General features: G+C 63.3%; 19 protein-coding genes and 1 pseudogene. 13 read left to right on the top strand and 7 right to left on the bottom strand.

Features of this window, described 5'->3' with window-relative positions:
- The first annotated feature begins 199 nt into the window (after positions 1 to 199).
- A complete protein-coding gene (mutS, locus tag AC1D1N_RS18760; protein ID WP_477350299.1) occupies positions 200 to 2929 on the top strand; it encodes a DNA mismatch repair protein MutS in 2730 nt (909 codons plus the stop codon).
- A gap of 101 nt (positions 2930 to 3030) precedes the next feature.
- On the opposite strand, the gene AC1D1N_RS18755 is transcribed toward mutS, so the two are convergent.
- Positions 3031 to 3702 (bottom strand): methyltransferase family protein, encoded by a 672-nt coding sequence (locus AC1D1N_RS18755; RefSeq protein WP_477350297.1) that lies wholly within the window; start codon positions 3700 to 3702, stop codon positions 3031 to 3033.
- Positions 3692 to 4369 carry a DUF3313 domain-containing protein gene (locus AC1D1N_RS18750; RefSeq protein WP_477350295.1) on the bottom strand — a complete coding sequence of 226 codons (678 nt, stop codon included), beginning with the start codon at positions 4367 to 4369 and terminating at the stop codon, positions 3692 to 3694. Before AC1D1N_RS18750 ends, AC1D1N_RS18755 begins: the two co-directional genes overlap by 11 nt.
- A 397-nt stretch (positions 4370 to 4766) precedes the next feature.
- On the opposite strand from AC1D1N_RS18750, the gene AC1D1N_RS18745 reads away from it, so the two are divergent.
- The 3 genes from AC1D1N_RS18745 to AC1D1N_RS18735 all read left to right on the top strand — a co-directional run bounded on the left by AC1D1N_RS18745 (position 4767) and on the right by AC1D1N_RS18735 (position 6510).
- Positions 4767 to 5357 (top strand): TetR/AcrR family transcriptional regulator, encoded by a 591-nt coding sequence (locus AC1D1N_RS18745; protein ID WP_112560712.1) that lies wholly within the window; start codon positions 4767 to 4769, stop codon positions 5355 to 5357.
- A gap of 104 nt (positions 5358 to 5461) precedes the next feature.
- A complete protein-coding gene (locus tag AC1D1N_RS18740) occupies positions 5462 to 5926 on the top strand; it encodes a nuclear transport factor 2 family protein (RefSeq protein WP_436257856.1) in 465 nt (154 codons plus the stop codon).
- Positions 5927 to 5934: 8 nt separating this feature from the next.
- The gene (locus AC1D1N_RS18735) at positions 5935 to 6510 is read left to right on the top strand and encodes a TetR/AcrR family transcriptional regulator (RefSeq protein ID WP_477350292.1); all 576 of its coding nucleotides are present in this window, start codon (positions 5935 to 5937) and stop codon (positions 6508 to 6510) included.
- Here the strand turns inward: AC1D1N_RS18735 and AC1D1N_RS18730 are convergent.
- The 4 genes from AC1D1N_RS18730 to AC1D1N_RS18715 form a co-directional block, all read right to left on the bottom strand.
- Positions 6507 to 7316 (bottom strand): MBL fold metallo-hydrolase, encoded by an 810-nt coding sequence (locus AC1D1N_RS18730; RefSeq protein ID WP_477350290.1) that lies wholly within the window; start codon positions 7314 to 7316, stop codon positions 6507 to 6509. The two genes, AC1D1N_RS18735 and AC1D1N_RS18730, sit on opposite strands and share 4 nt — an antisense overlap.
- Position 7317: 1 nt before the next feature.
- Positions 7318 to 8163 (bottom strand): aldo/keto reductase, encoded by an 846-nt coding sequence (locus tag AC1D1N_RS18725; protein WP_477350288.1) that lies wholly within the window; start codon positions 8161 to 8163, stop codon positions 7318 to 7320.
- A gap of 143 nt (positions 8164 to 8306) precedes the next feature.
- Positions 8307 to 8699, bottom strand: coding sequence for a CopM family metallochaperone (copM, locus tag AC1D1N_RS18720; RefSeq protein ID WP_477350287.1), 393 nt, complete (start codon positions 8697 to 8699; stop codon positions 8307 to 8309).
- 43 nt (positions 8700 to 8742) lie between these two features.
- Positions 8743 to 11256 (bottom strand): heavy metal translocating P-type ATPase, encoded by a 2514-nt coding sequence (locus AC1D1N_RS18715; protein ID WP_477350285.1) that lies wholly within the window; start codon positions 11254 to 11256, stop codon positions 8743 to 8745.
- 187 nt (positions 11257 to 11443) lie between these two features.
- On the opposite strand from AC1D1N_RS18715, the gene AC1D1N_RS18710 reads away from it, so the two are divergent.
- The 6 genes from AC1D1N_RS18710 (at position 11444) to AC1D1N_RS18685 (ending at position 19637) form a co-directional block, all read left to right on the top strand.
- Positions 11444 to 12286 carry a glycosyltransferase family 25 protein gene (locus AC1D1N_RS18710; protein ID WP_477350283.1) on the top strand — a complete coding sequence of 281 codons (843 nt, stop codon included), beginning with the start codon at positions 11444 to 11446 and terminating at the stop codon, positions 12284 to 12286.
- 33 nt (positions 12287 to 12319) lie between these two features.
- Entirely contained in the window at positions 12320 to 15115 is a 2796-nt protein-coding gene (locus tag AC1D1N_RS18705; protein ID WP_477350281.1) for a [protein-PII] uridylyltransferase, read from the top strand.
- A 58-nt stretch (positions 15116 to 15173) separates the two neighbouring features.
- The gene (murJ, locus tag AC1D1N_RS18700) at positions 15174 to 16772 is read left to right on the top strand and encodes a murein biosynthesis integral membrane protein MurJ (RefSeq protein ID WP_477350279.1); all 1599 of its coding nucleotides are present in this window, start codon (positions 15174 to 15176) and stop codon (positions 16770 to 16772) included.
- Between the two features lie 352 nt (positions 16773 to 17124).
- Positions 17125 to 18192: a tryptophan--tRNA ligase gene (gene trpS, locus AC1D1N_RS18695; protein ID WP_112560601.1), complete on the top strand. Its 1068-nt coding sequence runs from the start codon at positions 17125 to 17127 to the stop codon at positions 18190 to 18192.
- Between the two features lie 106 nt (positions 18193 to 18298).
- Complete coding sequence (locus AC1D1N_RS18690) at positions 18299 to 18790, top strand: universal stress protein (RefSeq protein ID WP_023672856.1); 492 nt, start codon at positions 18299 to 18301, stop codon at positions 18788 to 18790.
- A 277-nt stretch (positions 18791 to 19067) separates the two neighbouring features.
- Positions 19068 to 19637 (top strand): NifU family protein, encoded by a 570-nt coding sequence (locus AC1D1N_RS18685; protein WP_112560600.1) that lies wholly within the window; start codon positions 19068 to 19070, stop codon positions 19635 to 19637.
- A gap of 159 nt (positions 19638 to 19796) precedes the next feature.
- Here the strand turns inward: AC1D1N_RS18685 and AC1D1N_RS18680 are convergent, their stop codons facing one another.
- Entirely contained in the window at positions 19797 to 20414 is a 618-nt protein-coding gene (locus AC1D1N_RS18680; protein ID WP_112560709.1) for a L,D-transpeptidase, read from the bottom strand.
- Between the two features lie 238 nt (positions 20415 to 20652).
- Between AC1D1N_RS18680 and cueR the strand changes: the two genes are divergently transcribed.
- From cueR to AC1D1N_RS18665, 3 genes and pseudogenes are all read left to right on the top strand, one after another.
- Positions 20653 to 21075: a Cu(I)-responsive transcriptional regulator gene (cueR, locus tag AC1D1N_RS18675; protein WP_112560599.1), complete on the top strand. Its 423-nt coding sequence runs from the start codon at positions 20653 to 20655 to the stop codon at positions 21073 to 21075.
- A 51-nt stretch (positions 21076 to 21126) separates the two neighbouring features.
- Positions 21127 to 21531 carry an OsmC family protein gene (locus AC1D1N_RS18670; protein ID WP_477338367.1) on the top strand — a complete coding sequence of 135 codons (405 nt, stop codon included), beginning with the start codon at positions 21127 to 21129 and terminating at the stop codon, positions 21529 to 21531.
- A 365-nt stretch (positions 21532 to 21896) separates the two neighbouring features.
- Positions 21897 to 22034 (top strand): annotated as a pseudogene (locus AC1D1N_RS18665) (MmcB family DNA repair protein); the annotation flags it as partial.
- Between the last annotated feature and the right edge of the window lie 246 nt (positions 22035 to 22280).

Raw genomic sequence — 22280 nt, 5'->3', positions numbered from 1 at the left:
CCCCGAACGTTTCCTCAAACGATTTCCGGCCAACCCCGTCCATAATCCGCCTCACCAACCCCGATGGATGATTATGCCGACCACCAGCGTCTTGCAATGCCGGCGGCGCTGCCTGTCAATGGCGAGAGAGGCCCGGTCGTCCCCTGCTTTTCGAGCCGCCGGCATTAAACCCCGCATCCACATCTGCTAGCGTGCCGGCATGAACATGCACACTTCCGCAGAAACCGACGCCCCCGAGGTGACACCGTCGGCGCCCGCCTCCGGCAGCGTCACGCCGATGATGGAACAGTATATCGAGATAAAGGCGGCGAACCCGGATTCGCTGCTGTTCTACCGCATGGGCGATTTCTACGAGCTGTTCTTCGACGATGCCGAGAAGGCGAGCCGGGCGCTGGGCATCGTTTTGACCAAGCGCGGCAAGCACCAGGGCCATGACATTCCTATGTGCGGCGTGCCGGTGCATGCGGCCGACGACTATCTGCAGAAGCTGATCGGGCAAGGTTTTCGCGTTGCCGTCTGCGAGCAGATCGAGGACCCGGCGGAAGCGAGAAAGCGCGGCGGCAAATCGGTGGTGCGCCGCGACGTGGTGCGGCTGGTCACGCCCGGCACCATCACCGAGGACAAACTGCTGGCGCCATCGGAATCAAGCTTCCTGATGGCGCTGGGACGAGTGAAGGGCGGCAGCAGCGAACACGCCTTTGCGCTGGCCTGGATCGATATCTCGACCGGCGTTTTTCGCGTTGCCGAGACCACGGCCGACCGCCTGCTGGCCGATGTCTTTCGCGTCGATCCGCGCGAGCTGATTGTCGCCGAGCCGGTGTTTTACGATCCCGAGCTGAAAGCGGTGTTCGACGTCATCGGCCGCGTCGCCAGTCCGCAGCCGCCTTCGCTGTTCGATTCGGCTTCCGCCGCGGGGCGCATCGCGCGTTTCTTCGAGGTGGCGACGCCGGACAGTTTCGGCGCCTTCTCGCGCGCCGAATTGTCGGCGATCTCCGGCGCCATTGCCTATGTCGAAAAGACGCAAAAGGCCGAGCGGCCGCCTTTGTCGCGCCCTGAACGCGAGGAGCAGGGCTCGACGCTGTTCATCGATCCGGCGACGCGCGGCAATCTGGAACTGTTGCGCACGCTGTCTGGCAGCCGCGACGGCTCGCTGTTCAAGGCGATCGACCGCACGGTGACCGGCGGCGGCGCCAGACTGCTGGCCGACCGGCTGATGGCGCCGCTGACCGATCCGGCGGCGATTGCGGCCAGGCTCGATTCGGTGTCGTTCTTCCGTGCGGAGACTCAGGTTTGCCAGGCGGTACGGTCAAGCCTGAAGGGCGTCGCCGATATGCCGCGCGCGCTGTCGCGGCTGGCGCTCAACCGTGGCGGCCCGCGCGACCTCGGCGCGCTGCGCGCCGGTTTCGAGGCGGCGGGCGCGATAGCCGAAGTCTTCGCCACCACCACCTTGCCACATGAATTGGCGGAAGCCCTTGCTGCTATTCAAGCGTTGCCTGGATCGCTGGCCCAGCATTTGACCCAGGCGCTCGGTGACGAGCTGCCGTTGCTCAGGCGTGACGGCGGCTTCGTGCGCGGTGGCTACCATGCCGAACTCGACGAAATGCGGGCGCTGCGCGACGAATCACGCAAGGTCATAGCCGGGCTGGAGCGCTCGCTGATCGAGGAGACCGGCATCCGCTCGCTTAAAATCCGGCACAACAATGTGCTGGGCTATTACATCGAGGTGACCGCCAACCACCACTCGATCATGACCGGCAGCGACGGCGCCAAGGCGCGCTTCATCCATCGCCAGACCATGGCCAACGCCATGCGCTTCACGACGACCGAGCTTGCCGAACTCGAGACCAAGATCGCCAATGCCGCCGACCGGGCGCTGAGCATCGAGCTTGCCGCCTTCGACACGCTGACGGCCGAGGCTGTCGGCGAGGCGCAGAGGATCCGCGCCGGCGCCGATGCGCTCGCCGTGCTCGACGTGTCGGCGGCGCTGGCGCTGTTGTCGGAGAGCGAAGCCTGGTGCCGGCCGCTGGTCGACTCCAGCCTTGCCTTCGACATCTCGGGCGGACGCCATCCGGTGGTAGAACAGGCGCTGCGGCGTTCAGGCGAAGGGCCGTTCGTCGCCAATGATTGCGATCTGTCGCCGCAAGGCGGCGCCAAAGCCGGCGCCATCTGGCTCTTGACCGGCCCGAACATGGGCGGCAAGTCGACCTTCCTCAGGCAAAACGCGCTGATCGCAATCCTCGCCCAGACCGGCTCCTTCGTGCCGGCAACGTCAGCCCATATCGGCGTTGTCGACCGGCTGTTCTCACGCGTCGGCGCCTCGGACGATCTGGCGCGCGGCCGCTCGACTTTCATGGTCGAGATGGTCGAGACGGCGGCGATCCTCAATCAGGCCGGCGAACGGGCGCTGGTGATCCTGGATGAGATCGGCCGCGGCACCGCCACTTTCGATGGTCTGTCGATTGCCTGGGCGGCGGTCGAGTACCTGCACGAGAAGAACCGCTGCCGGGCGATCTTTGCCACCCATTTCCATGAGATGACGGCGCTGTCCGGCAAACTGCCACGCCTCTCCAATGTCACCATGCGGGTCAAGGAATGGGAAGGCGACGTGGTCTTCCTGCACGAGGTCGGCAAGGGTGCCGCCGACCGTTCCTACGGCGTGCAAGTGGCCCGCTTGGCCGGACTGCCGGAAGCGGTGGTCGGTCGCGCCAAAGAGGTGCTGCACCAGTTGGAAGAAGGCGAGGTTTCGGGCAAGGCCAACCGGCTTGTAGACGATCTGCCGCTGTTTTCGGTGGCGGCGAGGCGGGAAGCGCCCAAGCCGGCGAAGAGCGATGCTCTGGGCGCTGCAATCGGCGAGATCAACCCCGACGAGATGACGCCGCGCGAGGCGCTGGAGGCGCTCTACCGGCTGAAGGGGCTGGCGGGCCGCTAGATCAGGATGACGTTTCGTTGAATCGTCACCCTGATCTAACTCCTTGTTGGAGCATGATCTTTTCCGAAAACCGGTTCCCACTTTTTGGGATCATGCTCTAATCAAAACAATCGGAAGATCGGCGTCACCAGCCTTGCCGACTGGAGCCAGCCGAGCAATTCGACCGCCAGTATCGCCACAAGGAAGTAAGAGCTGTCGATAGCGGTCCGCTTCAGCGCCACTGAGTCGAACGTGACGGAAGACGGATCCAAGACGCCGTCGTAATCGCGCCGCAGACGGGGAAAGAAGGCCGGCACGCTTCGACGATAGCGCCGATAGGCCTCGCCAAAGATCGCATCCAGCGCGACCACCTCGCGCGCCGCGACATAGGAAAAAACCAGCCAGGTGAAGGCAAAGAGAAACGCCGAAAGGATCAGCGACCCGAATGTCAGCCCAACGCCAGCCAGTCCAAGGGCCGAGAAGAAATAGAGGGGGTTGCGCGTATAGGCATAGGGGCCGGTTGTGACGAGTTCACAGTTCTTGCGTCCGCCAACATACAGCGATGCCCAACAGCGGCCGCCGATACAGATGAGGACCAGCACGGTACCTACAAGTTCTAGCATCTCGCGAGAGGTGCTGCCTTGCGGCCACCCACTCTCCGCAAGCAGGGCCGGCGCCAGGACAACGGGAGCAACCAGCCAAAGGAAGCGCATCCTTCTGCCTTGTTGAAAAGCCGTTGGGGAAAGCGGCATCGGGGACTTCCTCTGCATTTGCGTCACCGCCTCAGTCGTCACGCACCGCGGCTCCCTTGTCGGTCCAGGCTGGCGGCAATCCCATCCGATCGCCGAGGAAGCCGACCAGTCCGGGCGATTTGCCGAATGCCTTGCAGGCCGGATATTTCGGCCCGCCGCCGAACATGGCGCGCAACTCCGCCCTGGTCGGCAGCGAGGGCAGCTTGTTCAGCGGCGTCTTGCCGGTGACCAGGAGCTTGCTGAAATCGTGGCCGAACTTCGCCGCCAGGTCGTAGGCGTCGCCCTCGCGGGCGACCCGGCCGGAATCCAACAAGGCGTTCGCGCCGCGCCCCCAGATCATGGCCGCCGCCTGTTTGCCGTTGTCACCAATCGCTTCGGCTTCGAGTGACAGGCTGCCCAATCCGATCGGCAGACGAGGAACCGGAACCCGCATATCAGGCAGTGCGACGGAAATCGCCGTCGAGGCAACTTTCGAAACGCCGACCGCCAAAGCGTTCGTCGGCGTCACGTGCGTCACCATAGCGTGGACCGTCAGGTCAGCGGGCTCGGTCAGATCGACCACCCGGAAGCGCTGGCTCAAGCCCGAGCAGAGCGTCCTGTCCACAGCATTGGTGACAAGGCTGCGCTGCGCTTGGGACAGTGTCGATTTTCCGGCGGCGGGCCGCGAAAAGCCCGTCGGAATGATCCGAACGGTTTTTGCCGCAAGCACGTCGTCCTTGCTAACCCGCAGCGGGCTAACAAACCGTCCGACGGTTTCAACTCGTCATAGGATTGCAGTGAGCCTACCTGATCCAGGGGCGCAGACGCGCAGCCAACTGCGAGCAGGCTCAAGGTCAGCACAAACGGCCATATTATGCGGTGGTCCGCGCGGCATGCGCGCGGATCGCCCGAACTACGACTGATATGAGCCTCGCGACGGGAACGCAAGCAAGCTGCCATGGATGCCTCCGCATGGGCGCGCCCGGAGGGGCGTGTGTGGGGAGCGTCAATAATTGCACTCAGTGCAATAAATTGATGGCACCATTATGGCGAGGTGTGATGACGGGGCTTGAATGTGCACCAAATTTCTTGTCGCATTTGAGGAACGGTCATGGCAGGAGCGCTCCATGAACGATGCGCCAAAATCAGAAGGCCTGCGCGAGCGGAAGCGGCGAGAAACGTCCCACCGCATCGCCGAAGCCGGCCTTAACGCTTTCCTGGCCAATGGCTACGACGCGACCACGCTTGACGAGATAGCTGCAGCCGCCGGCATCTCGCGCCGGACGTTCTTCCACTATTTCAAGAGCAAGGATGAGGTTCTGTTTGCGTCGTTGAGCCACTACGCAAGCGTGGTCAAAGCGTCGGTCCTTGCCGAGCCACCAACCGGAATGGCAATCGACATCGCCCGTGACGCATTGCTCAATCTTGTCGGCAGCTTCCAGGGTGCAGAAATGATGGCGACGGCCAAGGTCATGCGGGAGAGCAAGACGCTGCGCTCGCGCAGGCACACGGGCTACCTGCAGTTCGAGCAAGCCATCTTCGATGGGTTATGCGAGTTGCGGCCGGACCAGGCACGCAACAGTCTGCGACTGGTCTCCCTGGTGGCAGTCGCCGCGTTTCGCCTGGCCGTCGAAACATTTCAGCAGCAAAACGCCAGGCAGCCGCTGACCGGATATGTCCGGGATGCCTTTGAAAGGCTGAAAGCCGAGGTTCGATAAGTCCCAGCCACCTGAGGCCGTCGCAAAGGACACAGCTGTGTTGACTAATTGTACCGATCGGTACAATGTCGGCTATCGAGGATCGAAACCGACAGGAGATTTCCATGAGCCGTCCGCCCTTGCCGCCATTCACGGCCGAAACGGCAGCGCAGAAGGCGCGCCTTGCGGAGGACGCCTGGAACAGCCGCGACCCCGAGCGGGTTTCGCTCGCCTATACCGAGGACAGCACCTGGCGCAACCGCGCCGAGTTTGTTTCCGGCAGAAGCGAGATCGTCGGCTTCCTCAAGCGCAAATGGGCGCGCGAGCTGGACTACCGTCTGATCAAGGAAGTGTGGACCTGGAACGACAACCGCATCGCGGTGCGCTTTGCCTATGAATGGCGCGACGACAGCGGCCACTGGTTCCGCTCCTACGGCAATGAGAATTGGGAGTTCGACGCGGCCGGGCTGATGCGCCGCCGCGTCGCCAGCATCAACGACCTGCCGATCACTGAGGCCGAGCGCAAGTATCATTGGCCGCTCGGCCGCCGGCCGGACGACCATCCGGGCCTGACCGAACTCGGGCTGTAAAGTCGCTAATGCGGCGCATCGCACCCGACCGCGACCAGCTGCTGGCGATGGTGGCTGAGGTCTTTCGCGAACACGGCTATGAGGGCGCGAGCATCGCGCTGATCGGCGCGGCGACGGGGCTGGGCAAGGGAAGCCTTTACCACTTCTTCCCCGGCGGCAAGGAAGAGATGGCAGGGGCCGTCATCGCCCATATCGACGGCTGGTTCGAGGACAATGTCTTCGCACCCTTGCGCGACGGCACCGATCCGCGAGCCGGGATCGAGCATATGTTCGAGGCGACCGACAGCTATTTCCGCTCGGGGCGCCGGGTGTGCCTTATCGGCGCCTTCGCGCTGGAGGAATCGCGCGATCTCTTCGCCAGCCAGATCAGGGACTATTTCGGCCGCTGGGTCGGGCACCTCGCCGATGCGCTGGCGCGAGACGGGCACGGAACGACCGAGGCGGCCGAGCTTGCCGAAGAAGCCGTCTCCGCCATCCAGGGCGCGCTCACGCTTGCCCGCGCCGTCGACGATGCCGGCATGTTTTCGCGCGCGCTGCGCAGGACGCGCATGCGGTTGGGGCTGACAGCAGGCGACGATATCTAGACAGGTTCGAAGCGGAAGCCTGTCTCGGTTCGAAAAACCCGGCCGACTCCCGGTGAATCGAGATGCGTTCCCGCAACGAAGCAGGCGTTGTCGGCGGCAAGGGCCAACAGTCGCAATCGGCTTGCGCGTGCCTGCTCCCGGTCGGCGTCGAATTCCCAGGCGATCTCCGGGCGATCGAACTGAAGCGACGGCACATGCACGGTGTCGCCCCAAATCAACAGTGTTTCGCCGGCGCTCGTCACGCGAAAGCACGTGTGCCCGGCTTCATGGCCGGCGGCGGCGATGGTCTCGATGTTCGCGCCCAGACGCTGTCCGGCGTCGAAGGGCTGTGCTCGGTCGTGGAAGCGTTCCAGCCTCGCCACTTCCCGGAACATGTCGAGTTCAGCTCGCGGGACAAGCAGACGAGAGAGTTGCGGGAAGCCGTCGCCACCATCGGCAAGGATCAGCCCGTGGATATGGTCGAGATGGGTATGGGTGAAAGCAACGGTCCGTATCCGCCCAGTGGCGATCTTCGCCTCGCGCATCGCCTCGGGCAGATGCCCCATTGTCGAGTGCCAGGCGTTCGAGGAGCCCGTGTCGATGAGTGTGATGTCGTTGCCGTCATCTATGGCAAACGCGTTGACCGATAGCCTGAGCGCACCGTCGACGAGTGATACCTGCGACGGCAGGTCATCGCCGAATGCAATGTCTCCCGGCTGGCGCAGTCGCCTTACTGGCATGTCGACATAGCCGTCACGCAGCGACGTGACCGTGATATCGCTGATTTTGTACGCGGTGTGACGAGGCCCGGTCGAAATCCGTTCCAATCTAGATCATCTCCAGCCCGCGCTTGCGGGTCGGCGGCGGGAAGGCGCGGTCGAGCTCGGTGAGGTCTTCGCCGGTGAGCTTGATGTCGAGAGCAGCGACGTTCTGGCGGACGTGCTCTTGGCTGCTGGCCTTCGGGATGGCGATAACACCTGGCTGCGCCATCACCCAGGCAAGCGCGATCTGTGCCGCCGTGGCGTTGTAGCAAGCGGCGACGGTCTCCAGCCTGGCATTGCGCGCCAGCGCGCCCTGCTCGACCGGCGAATAGGCCATCAGCGGAATGCCACGTTGCCGGCTCCATGGCCCGAGATCGAATTCCGGGCCGCGCCGCGACAGATTGTAGAGCACCTGATTGGTCTGGACATTGTCGCCCGAGCGCAGCCCGGTCAGCTCCTCCATCTCGTCGGTGTCGAAATTGCTGACGCCCCAATGGCGGATCTTGCCGGCCTTTTTCAAAGCCTCGAAAGCCTCGACGGTTTCAGACAGAGGCACGCTGCCCGGCCAGTGCAGGAGATAGAGATCGATGCGGTCGGTGCGCAGGCGCTTCAGGCTGTTTTCGCAGGCCCGCGCCACGCCGGCGCGCGAGGCATTGGACGGCAGCACCTTGGAGACGAGAAAGAGTTCGTCGCGGTGTCCGGTAATGGCTTCGGCCACCACCTCCTCGGCGCCGCCGCTGGCATACATTTCGGCGGTGTCGATCAGCGTCATGCCGAGGTCCAGCCCGAGCTTCAGGGCGTTGACCTCGCCGGCACGGCGGCGGGAATCCTCGCCCATCTTCCACGTACCCTGTCCCAGCACCTGGACGGCTTCGCCCGAAGGCAGCGTGGTGGTTCTGATCGTCGTGGGCATAGAGGCTCTATCTTTGTTTACGCAATTCCGGACGGAAAACCGCTCGCACTTTTCCTGGAATTGCTGGTGTGGCGGTCGATGCGTATGCCAATCACAGGCACGGGGAGAAATCCAGAATGGATCTCCTGCATGATCGCGGATGCCTACTTCACCGGATGGGCTGCGAGCCAGTCCTGCATCTGCTTGATCTCGGCTTCCTGCGCGGCGATGACGCCTTCGGCCAGCTTGCGGATTTCAGGATCCTTGCCGTTGGCGAGTTCCACCTTGGCCATGTCGATCGCGCCCTGATGATGCGGGATCATGCCGCGCACGAAATCGACATCGGCATTGCCGGTGTATTGGGAGGCCATCATGTCGGCATGCATCTTGTCCATCGCCGCCTTGTAGCCTTCGGTCGACGGACCGGTCGCGTCTGTCGCCATCGCGCCCATGTCGTGTTTCATCTCCTCGGACTGCGCCGGAACGCTTTCGAGGAAAACGGCAAGCAGCATTCCAGCCGCCATCAGCAAAAGCACGATCTTTTTAGCCAAGGTCATCCATGATCTCCTGTTGATAGGATTTCGTATTTGGGGGTTGAGTTCAGAGTTTCAATGTCCTGAGCCGCAATGCGTTGGCGATCACCGAAACCGAGGACAGGCTCATCGCCGCCGCCGCCAGCATCGGCGACAAAAGTGTGCCGGTCAGCGGATAGAGCACGCCGGCGGCAACCGGCACGCCAAGCACATTGTAGAGGAAGGCAAAAAACAGATTCTGGCGGATGTTGCGGATCGTCGCCTGGGCCAGCGTTCGCGCCCGAACGATGCCGTTGAGGTCGCCCTTGACCAGGGTGATCCCCGCGCTTTCGACCGCAACGTCGGCGCCCGTGCCCATGGCGATGCCGACATCGGCGGCGGCAAGTGCGGGTGCGTCGTTGACGCCGTCGCCGGCCATGGCGACGCCGGTGCCATTGGCGCGCAGTTCCTCGACCAATGCCGCCTTCTGCTCCGGCAGCAGGCTGGCGCGCACCTCGTCGATCCCGAGGCTTTTGGCGATTGCGCGCGCCGTGCGCTCATTGTCGCCGGTCGCCATGATGATCTTCAGTCCCCTGTCGTGCAGTGCCCGGATCGCCTCGGCCGTCGTTGCCTTGATCGGGTCGGCGACGGCGACGATGCCGGCCAGTTTTTTGTCCACTGCAACGAACATCACGGTCTTGCCCTCGGCCTGCAGCGCTTCGGCTTTGGCCGACAAGGTAGCCGTGTCTACGCCGAGGTTGGTCATCATGGCGGCGTTGCCGAGCGCGACCTGCTTGCCCGATATAGTGCCGAAGACACCCTTGCCGGTAACGGCTTCAAAGCCGGAAGCATCACTGAGTGTCAGGCCGCGCTCGCCGGCGCCGTCGACGATGGCTTCGGCCAGCGGATGCTCCGAGCCTTTTTCGAGGCCAGCGGCGAGCGCCAGCAATTCGTTCTCCGCTAGGCCAACCGCCGCGACGACATCGGTCAGGCGCGGCCGTCCCTCAGTCAAGGTTCCGGTCTTGTCGACGATCAGCGTGTCGACCGAGGCGAAACGTTCCAGAGCGGCGGCTTCCTTGATCAGCACGCCGGCATGCGCACCGCGCCCGGTGGCGGTCATGATCGACATCGGCGTCGCCAGGCCGAGTGCACAGGGACAGGCGATGATCAGCACCGAGACCGCCGAGACGATGGCGAAGATCAGGCTGGGCTCGGGGCCGAAGACGGCCCAGGCGGCAAAGGCGGCAAGCGCCACCAGCACGACGGCGGGGACGAAGTAGAAGGAGACGCGGTCGGCCAACCCTTGAATCGGCGCGCGTGAACGCTGTGCTTTGGCCACCAGTTCAACGATGCGCGCCAGCGTGGTTTCCGCGCCGACCTTTTCGGCGCGCATGATCAGCGAGCCGTTCTTGTTGAGTGTGCCGCCAGTCAAAGTGTCGCCCTCGGTCTTTTCGACCGGCAGCGGCTCGCCCGAGATCATCGATTCGTCGATGGAAGAACGGCCTTCCAGCACGACGCCGTCAACCGGCACGGCATCGCCCGGGCGGACGCGCAGTCTGTCGCCGGCCTTGACGGCGTCGAGCGGGACGTCGGTCTCGGAACCATCCACGCCCAGCAGCCGCGCCGTCTTCGGCGCCAGGTCGAGCAGCGCGCGGATGGCCGAGCCGGTCTTTTCCCGGGCCCGCAATTCGAGGACCTGGCCGAGGAGCACCAGCGCGACGATGACGGCGGCGGCCTCGAAATAGACCGGCACGGTGCCGCCATGACCGCGGAACTGATGCGGAAAGATGTCCGGAAACAGTGTCGCCACGACGCTGTAGAGATAGGCGGCACCCACACCGAGCGAAATCAGCGTCCACATGTTGGGGCTGCGGTTGACCAGTGAATCCCATCCGCGATGGAAGAACGGGAAGGCCGCCCACAGCACGACGGGGCTCGCCAGCGCCAGTTCGAGCCAAACCATCGTGCGCCCGTCGATAAAAGCCTGGAAGGTCAGGCCGAGCATCGGCGCCATGGCGACGATCAGCAGCGGCACGGACAGCACCGTACTGACCCAGAACCGCTTGGTGAAGTCGACCAGTTCGGGGTTCGGACCCTCATCGCCGGTGGGAACGCCCATCGGCTCCAGCGCCATGCCGCAGATCGGGCACGAGCCGGGCTTGTCGCGAATGATCTCGGGATGCATCGGGCAGGTGTATTGCGTGCCTTTCGGCATTGGCAGCGGTGCCGGCCTGTCGCCGAGATATTTCTGCGGCTCGGCCTCAAACTTCGCCTGGCATCCGGCCGAGCAGAAATAGAAACCCTGGCCTTCGTGCCGGAAGAAATGCCTGGCTGTGGCACGATCGACGCTCATGCCGCAGACCGGGTCCGTGGCGGTCAGGTATTTTTCAGGCTCAGCGACGAATTTCGTGCGGCAGTTCTCGCTGCAGAAGTGAAAGAGGCGACCGCCATGCTCGACCGACGGCTTGCCCGCTGCCGGATCGACGCTCATGCCGCAGACGGGATCGCGCACCACGGCCTCGGCGGTCGGCGCAGCCGCCTTTGCCGCACAGCAGCCGCCATCGGCCGTGTGCGCGTGGTGGTGATGCTCGGAATGCGCCATCGAATAAATTCCTTCATGTCTGTCTGGGTGTGGAGGTAGTGCTTCCAGTAACTGGAAGGTCAAGGGGCGATTTCCACCTTTCGATCATGGTCGCCATCGGACGGCATCGAGGGAAAAATCGCTTACGCAATTTCTTTCCTATGTTATGGACGCGGCCACCTGCATCCGCTGCATCGAACCCACCCACATGAAATGCCTGGTTATCAATCTCGATCGGTCCCGCGACCGCCTCGCCCATGTGTCGGCCGAGTTCGCCCGCATCGGCGTCGCCTTTGAACGGGTCGTCGCCATCGACGCGCGCGATCGGCCGGATCTGGCCGAAATGCCGCAAAGAAAAAAGCGTTTGCGTATGGCCGACACCGAGATCGGTTGCCTGCTCAGTCACAAACAGTGCTGGTCGATGATCGCGGCAGGCGATGACGCCTATGGCGCCATCTTCGAGGACGATGTCGTCTTCTCTGACAATGCCGGCCCATTGCTTGCCGGTGCGGACTGGATTCCCGCCGATGCGGACATCGTCAAACTGGAAACGTTCTTCAATCGAACCGTGATTGCACGCAAGCAAGTTGCCTGTGGCCACGGTTTTTCCGCGAGCAGGCTGCACGCCGTCCATATCGGCGCGGCCGGGTACATCCTGTCGAGACAGGCTGCACGAGACCTCATCGAGGCGACGGATGAGATCGCCATCCCCGTCGATCATCTCGTCTTCAATCCGCGTTTTGCGACCTCGTCCCGCGACGTCATTTATCAGCTTGTGCCGGCTTTGTGCCTGCAGGCTCAGTTCCTTGGCGAAGGGCCAGTGCAATTGCCGAGCCTGCTCAAGCAGGAGCGCGAAGAGGAATGGGCCGCAAGCGGGATGGGCAAAAGGCGCCACAAGCCGATTGCCGCCAAGGTGAGGATCGAAGCCTGGCGGCTGGCGCGGCAGATCGTCGATCTCTTCCGGCTCCGGCAGGAGAATGTCATTCCGTTCGAGTATCGCGGCCGGCGCGTCCGGCGGCCCCATACACAGCGCCGTGAAAACGCGCTATAGACGCCGCCGAAAGGCGAGGCCGACCGGTAACTTATGGCAAAAATCTCCCTCAAACTCGACGAGCTGATCGACGGCGACGCCCTGCGCCGCGAGATGACGGCGCTGACCTCCGCCGGCAACGGTGCCGAGTCCGGCGCGCGCGTCGGTGCGCTCAAGCTGTTGAAGGGACGCCTGACCGAGGGTCGCAAGATCGCCGAGCGCATGCTGATGGACGATGGCAGCGGCGCGGCGTGTGCTGCCCGGCTGTCGCATCTCATGGACGAGATCATCCGCGCCCTCTACGAGTTCGCCGCGACCCATGTCTATCGGGTGAAAAACCCGTCGACCGCCGAACGCATGGCTGTCGTCGCGGTCGGCGGCTATGGCCGCGGCACGCTGGCGCCGGGTTCCGACATCGACCTCTTGTTCCTGCTGCCCTACAAGCAGACGCCGTGGGGTGAACAGATCGTCGAATACATGCTCTATATGCTGTGGGACCTCGGGCTGAAGGTCGGCCACGCCACCCGCAACATCGACGAGTGCCTGAGGCTGTCGCGCAGCGATATCACCATCCGCACCTCGATCCTGGAGGCCCGGTTCCTGTGGGGAGAGCAAAAGCTCTTTGACGAATTGCTGACCCGCTTCGACCATGAAGTGGTGCGCACCACCGGGCCGGAATATGTGCAGGCCAAGCTCGCCGAACGCGACGAGCGCCATGCCAAGGCCGGCGAAAGCCGCTATCTGGTCGAGCCCAACGTCAAGGACGGCAAGGGCGGTCTGCGCGATTTGCAGACGCTGTTCTGGATCGCGAAATACTTCTATCGCGTGCGCACCGGCGAGGAGTTGGTCGACAAGGCTGTCTTCACCGAGGCCGAATACAGGGAGTTCCTCAAGGCCGAGGACTTTCTGTGGGCGGTGCGCTGCCACATGCATTTCCTCACCGGCAAGCCCGAGGAACGGCTGCATTTCGACATCCAGCGCGAAATCGCCGAGCGTCTCGGTTACACCACCCATCCCGGCCTGTCGGCGGTCGAGCGCTTCATGAAGCACTATTTTCTCGTCGCCAAGGATGTCGGCGACCTGACCCGCATCTTCTGCGCCGCGCTCGAGGAAGAGCAGGCCAAGCACGTGCCGGGCTTCAACCGCATCTTCCTCACCTTCCAGCGCCGCAAGCGCAAGCTGGCCGGCACGTCCGATTTCATCGTCGACAACCATCGCATCAACGTCGCCGACGACACGGTGTTCGAGCGCGACCCGGTCAATCTGCTCAGGCTGTTCTGGTTCGCCGACAAGCACGGGCTGGAATTCCATCCCGATGCGCTGAAGCTGCTCACGCGTTCGCTCGGTCTCGTCAACAAGTCGCTGCGGCGCGACGAGGAGGCCAACCGGCTGTTTCTCGACATCCTGACCTCGGACCGCAATGCCGAGCTCAATCTGCGACGCATGAACGAGGCCGGCCTGCTCGGCAAGCTGATCCCCGACTTCGGCAAGATCGTCGCCATGATGCAGTTCTCGATGTACCACCACTATACGGTGGACGAGCACCTGATCCGTTGCATCGGCGTGCTGGCCGAGATCGAGCGTGGCGACGGCGAAAAGGTGCATCCGCTGTCGCACGCGCTGATGCCGGGGCTAAAGAAGAGCCGCGAGGCGCTTTATGTCGCCGTGCTCTTGCATGATATCGCCAAGGGGCGGCCGGAGGATCACTCCGAGGCCGGCGCAAGGATCGCGCGGCGCATCTGCCCGCATATGGGGCTGTCGGCCGCCGACACCGAGACGGTCGCCTGGCTGGTCGAGAACCATCTCGTCATGTCGATGACGGCGCAGACGCGCGACCTCAACGACCGCAAGACGATCGAGGATTTTGCCGCAATCGTGCAGTCGGTCGAACGGCTGAAAATGCTGCTGATCCTCACCGTGTGCGACATCAGAGGCGTCGGGCCGGGTGTCTGGAACGGCTGGAAAGGCCAGCTCCTGCGCACGCTCTACTACGAGACCGAACTCTTGCTGACCGGCGGTTTTTCGGAAGTGTCGCGCGCCAAGCGCACGGCGGCATCACGCGAACGGCTGGCAGAGGCGCTTGCCGACTGGCCGGACAAGGCGCGCAAGCGCTATGTCGGCCTGCACTATGAGAATTACCTCTTGACCGTCGATCTTGCCGACCAGCTGCGCCATGCCGAATTCATCCGCGAGGCGGACGCGGCGGGCAAGAAGCTCGCCACCGTGGTCAGGACACACCAGTTCGAAGCGGTGACCGAGATCACCGTCCTGGCGCAGGACCATCCGCGCCTGCTTTCGGTCATTGCCGGCGCCTGTGCGGGGGCCGGCGGCAACATCGTCGACGCGCAGATCTTCACCACATCCGACGGCCGCGCGCTGGACATCATCCTGATCTCCAGGGAGTTCGACCGCGACGAGGACGAGCGCCGCCGCGCCGAGCGCGTCGGCCGGCTGATCGAGGACGTGCTGTCGGGCAAGAGCTGGCTGCCGGAGATGATCGAGAAGCGCACCAAGCCGCGGCGCGGCGCCAAGGTGTTCAAGATTCCGCCGCGCGCCGAGATCCGCAACACGCTGTCGAACCGGTTTTCGGTGATCGAGGTCGAGGGGCTGGACCGGCCGGGCCTGTTGTCCGAGATCACCAGCGCGCTGTCGGACCTGTCGCTCGACATCGCCTCGGCCCACATCACCACCTTCGGCGAGAAGGTCATCGACACTTTCTATGTCACCGACCTGACGGGACAGAAGATCGACAGCCCGGCGCGCACCGCCGCCATCCACACCAGGCTTATCACAGCGCTCGAGGGCGTGGCCCCCGAGCGCGGCGGCAAGGCCAAGGCGGCGGCCGAGTGACCATCACTTTGTCCCAATCACCCCCTTTTTCCCAATCATCCAGGCAATCTCCGCGCGCATGAGCCTCGTCAAGAAATTCGCCACAGTTGCATCCGGCACGCTGATGAGCCGCGCGCTCGGCTTTGGCCGTGAAATGCTGATGGCGGCCGCACTCGGCACCGGACCGGTGGCGGACGCCTTCAACGCCGCCTTCCAGTTTCCCAACACGTTTCGCCGGCTGTTTGCCGAGGGCGCGTTCAACGCCGCCTTCGTGCCCCTGTTTGCCAAGGAGATCGAGACCCACGGCACCGACGGCGCCAAGCGCTTTTCGGAGGAAGTGTTCGGCGTGCTGTTCTCGGCGCTGCTGGCGCTGACCATCGTCATGGAACTGGCGATGCCGCTGATCGTGCGCTATCTGGTGGCGCCGGGCTTTGCCGACACGCCGGGCAAGTTCGAGACGACCGTCCTGCTTGCGACGATCATGTTCCCCTATCTCATCTGCATGTCGCTGGCGGCCATGATGGCCGGCATGCTGAATTCGCTGCGCCGCTATTTCGCGGCGGCCGTTGCGCCCGCTTTCCTCAACATCATCCTGATCAGCGTGCTCGGTTATGCCTGGTACCACGGCATGGATGCGCATGATGTCGGCTTCAGCCTGTCCTGGGGCGTGCTGGCGGCCGGCCTGGTGCAGCTCGCCATCGTCTGGGTGGCGGTGCGCAATGCCGGCATCGCCATCGGCTTTCGCCGGCCGAAGATGACGCCCAACGTCAAGCGGCTGCTGATCCTGGCGCTGCCGGCGGCGATCACCGGCGGTATCACCCAGATCAACCAGCTGATCGGCACGGCGATCGCCTCGGCGCAGGACAGCGCCGTGTCCTCGCTGGCTTACGCCGACCGCATCTACCAGCTGCCGCTCGGCGTCGTCGGCGTCGCGGTGGCGATCGTGCTTTTGCCGGAACTGTCGCGGGCGCTGAAATCGGGCAATCTGGTCGAGGCGGCCAATCTGCAGAACCGCTCCGTCGAATTCACATTGTTCATGACCTTGCCCGCGGCGGCGGCACTGTGGGTCATGTCGGAACCGATCGTGCGGCTGGTCTATGAGCGCGGAGCCTTTGCCGCCAACGGCTCGACGCCGACGGTTGCTGCGATCCTGGCGATCTTCGGTCTCGGCCTGCCGGCCTTCGTGCTGATCAAGGCCTTCACCCCCGGCTATTTCGCGCGCGAGGATACGCGGACCCCTATGATGTTCGCCGCCATTTCGGTGGGCGTGAACGTCGCGACCGCGCTGACGCTGTTTCCCAGGATGGGCGCGCCCGGCATTGCGGTCGCCTCGGCCGTCGCCGGCTGGGTCAACGCCATGATGCTGCTCGCCGTGCTGATCCGGCGCGGCCATTGGGGGCGCGACGTGCCACTACTCAAGCGCATCCCGCGCCTGGTGCTGTCGGCGGCTGTGATGGCGGTGGCGCTCTATTTCGCCGAACACTGGCTGGCCGTCAGGCTCGGCCCCGGCTCGCCCTTGGTGATCAAGGCTACGACATTGCTGGCGCTGGTGGCCGGCGGCGCGCTGCTCTATTTCGTCACCGCCTTTGCCACCGGCGGCGCCGATTTCGGCATGATAAGGCGCAATATCGGGCGCAAGGGTTCGCCAACGCCTAAGGAACGCTCTGAAGATCCGTAAGCTGATGCGATCAATCTTGACTGTCAGCGCTGCCCCTCATCCGCCTGCCGGCACCTTCTCCCCGTATAGTGACGGGGAGAAGGGAGAGAAACCGGCGATGACGGCCTCTTTCTCCCCGTCTCTATACGGGGAGAAATGTCCGGCAGGACAATGAGGGGCGGCACCAACCTGGCTGGTCAAGGGACAGGCGCTACAAGCCCAAGAGCATGGGAACCATGGCAATCCAACCTGACGCCATCGCTCTACCTCTTACCTCCAGCCTCTTGATCGTCTCTCCGCCTTCGTCCATAAGCGCGCCGTCGCAAGACTTTCGCCGCGTGCGAAACGGCCCTCCACAAGCCATGAGGAACCCATGACCGCCTTCAAACAGCTCGTCTTTTCCGGCGTCCAGCCGACCGGCAATCTGCATCTCGGCAATTATCTCGGCGCCATCAAGAAATTCGTCGCCCTGCAGGACACGTCCGACTGCATCTATTGCGTCGTCGACCTTCACTCGCTGACCGCACAGCTCGTTTATGACGACCTTGCCGACCAGACCCGCTCGATCACCGCTGCCTTCCTTGCCTCCGGCATCGACCCGAAGAAGCACATCGTCTTCAACCAATCGCGGGTGATGCAACATGCCGAACTGGCCTGGATCTTCAACTGCGTGGCGCGCATCGGCTGGATGAACAAGATGACGCAGTTCAAGGACAAGGCCGGCAAGGACCGCGAGAATGCCTCGCTGGGCCTGCTCGCCTATCCCTCGCTGATGGCGGCCGACATCCTGCTCTACCGCGCCACGCATGTGCCGGTGGGCGAGGACCAGAAGCAGCATCTGGAGCTGACCCGCGACATCGCGCAAAAATTCAACAATGACTTTTCGAGCCGCATCGCCAGCCTTGGCGTCGGCGTCGAGATGCAGGTGGGCGAAGAGACGGTGAACGGCTTTTTCCCGATCACCGAACCGGTCATCGGCGGCCCGGCAGCGCGCATCATGAGCCTGCGCGACGGCTCCAAGAAAATGTCGAAATCGGACCCGTCCGACCTGTCGCGCATCAATTTGACCGACGATGCCGACACCATCTCGAAGAAGATACGCAAGGCCAAGACCGACCCGGAGGCCTTACCGAGCGAAGTCGACGGTCTGGAAAGCCGGCCGGAAGCGGAAAACCTGGTCGGCATCTATGCCGGGCTAGCCGAGATGTCGAAGGCCGACGTGCTGAAGGAATTCGGCGGGCAGCAGTTTTCCGTGTTCAAGCCGGCATTGGCCGACCTTGCCGTGGAAAAACTGGCGCCGATCGCCGGCGAGATGCGCCGCATCGAGGGCGACCGCGCCTATGTCGACGCGGTGCTGAAGGATGGTGGCGAGCGCGCCGGCGTGCTGGCTGAGACCACGATGAAGACCGTGCGCGACATTATCGGCTTGCTGCAGGGCTGAGCCCGGCCGTCACAGTGCACTGCACCACACTGACATAAGGCCGGCGGCTTGCCGCCGGTCTGCCGCGGTGGCAGATTGCGGCCGAAAACACATCGAGTAGATAGACATGGTCTCCAAACGCCTCAGTCGCGAAGCCGGCCATCGCAGGAAATTCCTGACGATCATCGACGACACGCCGGAGTGCGAGCGCGCCGTCGCTTACGCCTCGAAGCGGGCGCAGAGCACCAGCGGCACACTGGTCTTGCTCTACATCATCACGCCGGATGATTTCCAGCACTGGCTGGGCGTCGAAAAGATCATGCGCGAGGAGGCCAACGCCACGGCACGCGCCGCTCTCGACGGCTATGCCAACAAGGTGCGCCAGAAGCTCGGTATCGAGCCCGAAATGGTGGTGCGCGAAGGCAAGCCGACCGAAGAGATCCACAAACTGATCGAGGAAGACCAGGATATCGCCATCCTGGTGCTGGCCGCAGGCGCAGGCAAGGAAGGGCCCGGACCGCTGGTCGGCGCTGTCGCCGGCAAGGGCGCGGCCTTCCCCATTCCGGTCACAGTGGTGCCGCAGAATTTGTCGGACGAGGAGATCGACAGCCTCGCCTGAGGTGAGCTGATATTCAGGTGAGGCCGGCCTGCAAATAGCGGCTTTCTGCGCTTCCGGTGCTCACGTACTTCAAGTACGCTCCGCTCCGGTTCTCGAAAGCCACCATTTTCGGCGCGGCCTGACCTGAATCTCAACGCACCTCGGTTTGCGGTAAGGGCCAGCAAAAACATTCCGCCAGCCAGCCGTTTGAGCGATGCGTTTCGCTTGAATGTCCAGCCAATTGAGCCTATTTAGAATTATTCCAAACTAGCTGCCCGAATGGGGCACGGAGACGGCCATGTTCATCCAGACCGAATCGACGCCGAACCCGGCAACGCTGAAATTCCTGCCCGGCAAGGAAGTGCTTGTTGAAGGCACGGCCGATTTCCGCGATGCCGACAGTGCAGCGAGCGCCTCGCCGTTGGCCGGCCGCCTGTTCGAGATTCCCGGCGTCACGGGCGTGTTCTTTGGCTATGACTTCATCACCGTGACCAAGGACGGCCCCGACTGGCAGCATCTGAAGCCGGCCATCCTCGGCGCCATCATGGAGCACTTCATGTCAGGCGCGCCTGTCATGGTCAATGCCGGCCCCGCCGCCGAGACCAGCCAGACCGGCGAATTCTACGACAAGGCCGACGAGGAACTGGTCATCACCATCAAGGAACTGCTCGACACCCGGGTGCGCCCGGCGGTCGCCCAGGATGGCGGCGACATCACCTTCCGCGGCTTCGAGAACGGCACCGTGTTCCTGCACATGAAGGGCGCCTGCGCCGGCTGCCCGTCTTCGACCGCGACGCTGAAGCATGGCATCCAGAATCTACTTAGGCATTTCGTTCCGGAAGTGCAGCAGGTTGAACAGGTCTCGTAAGGCCCTCTTCACTCATTGAACGAGCAACAAAAAACCGGGCCGAATTGCCCGGTTTTCTGTTTTGGACGTCCGTTGTTGCCTAGACGGTCCGCGTCATAAAACTTTTAGTTGGCCATGATCTTCCCGAAAACCGGTCTCCACTTTTCGGGATCATGGCTCCTACATCACAATAACCTTGGCTCCGACCGACGTGCGGTCGTAGAGGTCGATAATGTCCTGGTTCATCAGCCGGATGCAGCCCGACGACATCGCCTTGCCGATCGAATTCCACTCCGGGCTGCCATGCAGGCGGTAGCCCATATCGCCGCCCTTGTTGAACAGATACATGGCACGCGCGCCGAGCGGGTTCTTCAGGCCCGGCTCCATGCCGCCGGCAAACTTGGCCAGTTCCGGCTGGCGCTGGATCATCTGCCGCGGCGGGGTCCAGGTCGGCCATTCGCGCTTCAGCGCAATGTGGGCGGTGCCGTGCCATTCAAAACCTTCGCGGCCGACGCCGATGCCGTAGCGGATCGCCCGGCCGTCGCCTTCGACGAAGTAGAGAAACTTGTTCTGGGTATCGACGACAATGGTGCCTGGCTTTTCCGAGGTGTCGTAGTTCACCTCCTGCCGGTGGTACTTCAACGGCACCTTCTCGATCGGGATGCGCGGCAGCTGATAACCTGCATCGTTCACCGCGCCGTAGTTGTTGGAGAAGAGCCGCGAGCCGATCGTGCTGCAACCCGAGATCGCGGTCGACAACGCAAGTGCAGCGACGATTGCAAATGACTTCATGCGCATGAAATGGTCCGATGCCCCGCCCAGAATCGAGCGGCACGTTGCGGCCGCTTTTCCTGAATCATTCATGCTGGCATTTGCTTTGCTTGCCAAGCGCGCGATGCCTATATGCGAGACCTTACCCGCTGGTAAGCCGTCAACTATGGCATTTCGGCAACAGGGGTCACGGGATTGTGAAGGAAAAACAATGGGCGGTCCTGTCGGATGGCCTGGAATCAGGGAACCACATCGAGGAACCACTATGAATGTTGGCGATGCCGCGGTGCGGTCCGGCCTGCCGGCCAAGACCATCCGCTACTATGAAGAGATCGGCCTGATCGCGCCGGCGCGCGCCGGCAATGGCTATCGAGATTATTCCAGCGACGACATCCACCGGCTGGCCTTCCTGCGCCGCGCCCGCAACCTAGGCTTTTCAATCGACGATTGCCGCCAGTTGATGGCGCTCTACCGCGATCGCAGCCGCGCCAGCCACGATGTGCGCGAGATCGCCGCCGCCCATGTCAGCGCGATCGAGGAGAAGGTGCGCGAGCTGCAATCGATGCGCACGACCTTGCAGAAGCTGATCCACGCCTGCCATGGCGACGACCGGCCGGACTGCCCGATCCTGGACGATATTGCGGGGTCGGCGCCGGCCGAAGACAGGCCGGCTTCGGCCACGGCTTGAAGGACTGGGCGCCGGACGCTTTCGGCGCTTCGCAGGGAGGGCGATCCAGCGATGATGTCGGCAACCGTTGAACTTCGCACTGTCGAGGGCACGCAGGCCGCGATGGGCTGGGCCGGCGGACATACGGTGGTCGTCGACCGGCCCGAAGGCAAGGCCGGCGGCATGGGGCTGGGCTTCAACGGTGCCCAGATGCTGGCGCTGGCGATCGGCGGCTGCTTCTGCAACGACCTGCGCTATGTCGCCGAGGAGATGGGCGTTGGTCTGGGAAAGATCGCCGTCAGCGTGACCGTGAACCTCGACGGCAAGCCGTTGCTGGCGACCTCAGCCACGATGACCGTTTCCTGCGAAACACTGGACGGCTCAGATCCCCGGAAGGTCATCGACAAGGCCGGTGAGATTTCCGCGATCAGCAACTCGCTGCGGCGGGGCGTGCCGGTGACGGTCGAGGTGGCCTGAAGGCATGCCCCAGGGGTTGATTGGGGTGCCACTATGGTCTGGAAGGGGCCGGTTCGGGCCGCCATGGCTGGGGTGGCGCACGAAAGCTGACTTCCGTAGGTCTGATATCTCGTTTGACTAAAATACGGAACGTCCAATGGACAAGAACGGAACCAAAGCGGTTACATCAGACCTTTGCGTTCACGGCACAAGACTTTAGTCCTGCCGCCTTATAGTTAAGAGCGGAAGTTGATCGGCACGACATAGGGCCGCCCCGGATTAATACCAGACCGCACCCAGACGAATATGGTGCGATCGCGTAAGGCGCTCGGATCAAGCCGTCACCCCAGGTTTGCCAACCGGATAATCGCCCGCAGGTGGCTGCCATGCCGATCATCTCTCCGATTCCCCTCCATCCCCTGATCGATAGCCGCCAGTCGGAACGCGCCATGCTGGTGCGGCGTGGCGTGCAGCGGCTGTTGCGGGACATGGGCCCCTCTGCAGAAACTGGTCCACTCTTGCCACGACAGGCCTGACTGCCCGATTTTGGATGATATGGCGGGCGTGCGCCGGGCGAAGGCGCTTCGGCGGTGACATAAGCGGTTTCTCGACCATCCCGCTTCTCACGAACGCGAAGATGACACCGATCAGAGATTCGATCCAACGCAGTATTGTCCGCAGTACTTCCCGTGGCGTCTGGCCCATGACGTGACATGCCTCCCAGATTATTAATCGCATCAGGATTATATTCCTATCTGGCCGGGTTTGTC

This window comes from Mesorhizobium sp. P2_B5, assembly GCF_056404775.1.
This window is presented reverse-complemented; position numbering and strand designations above follow the sequence as displayed.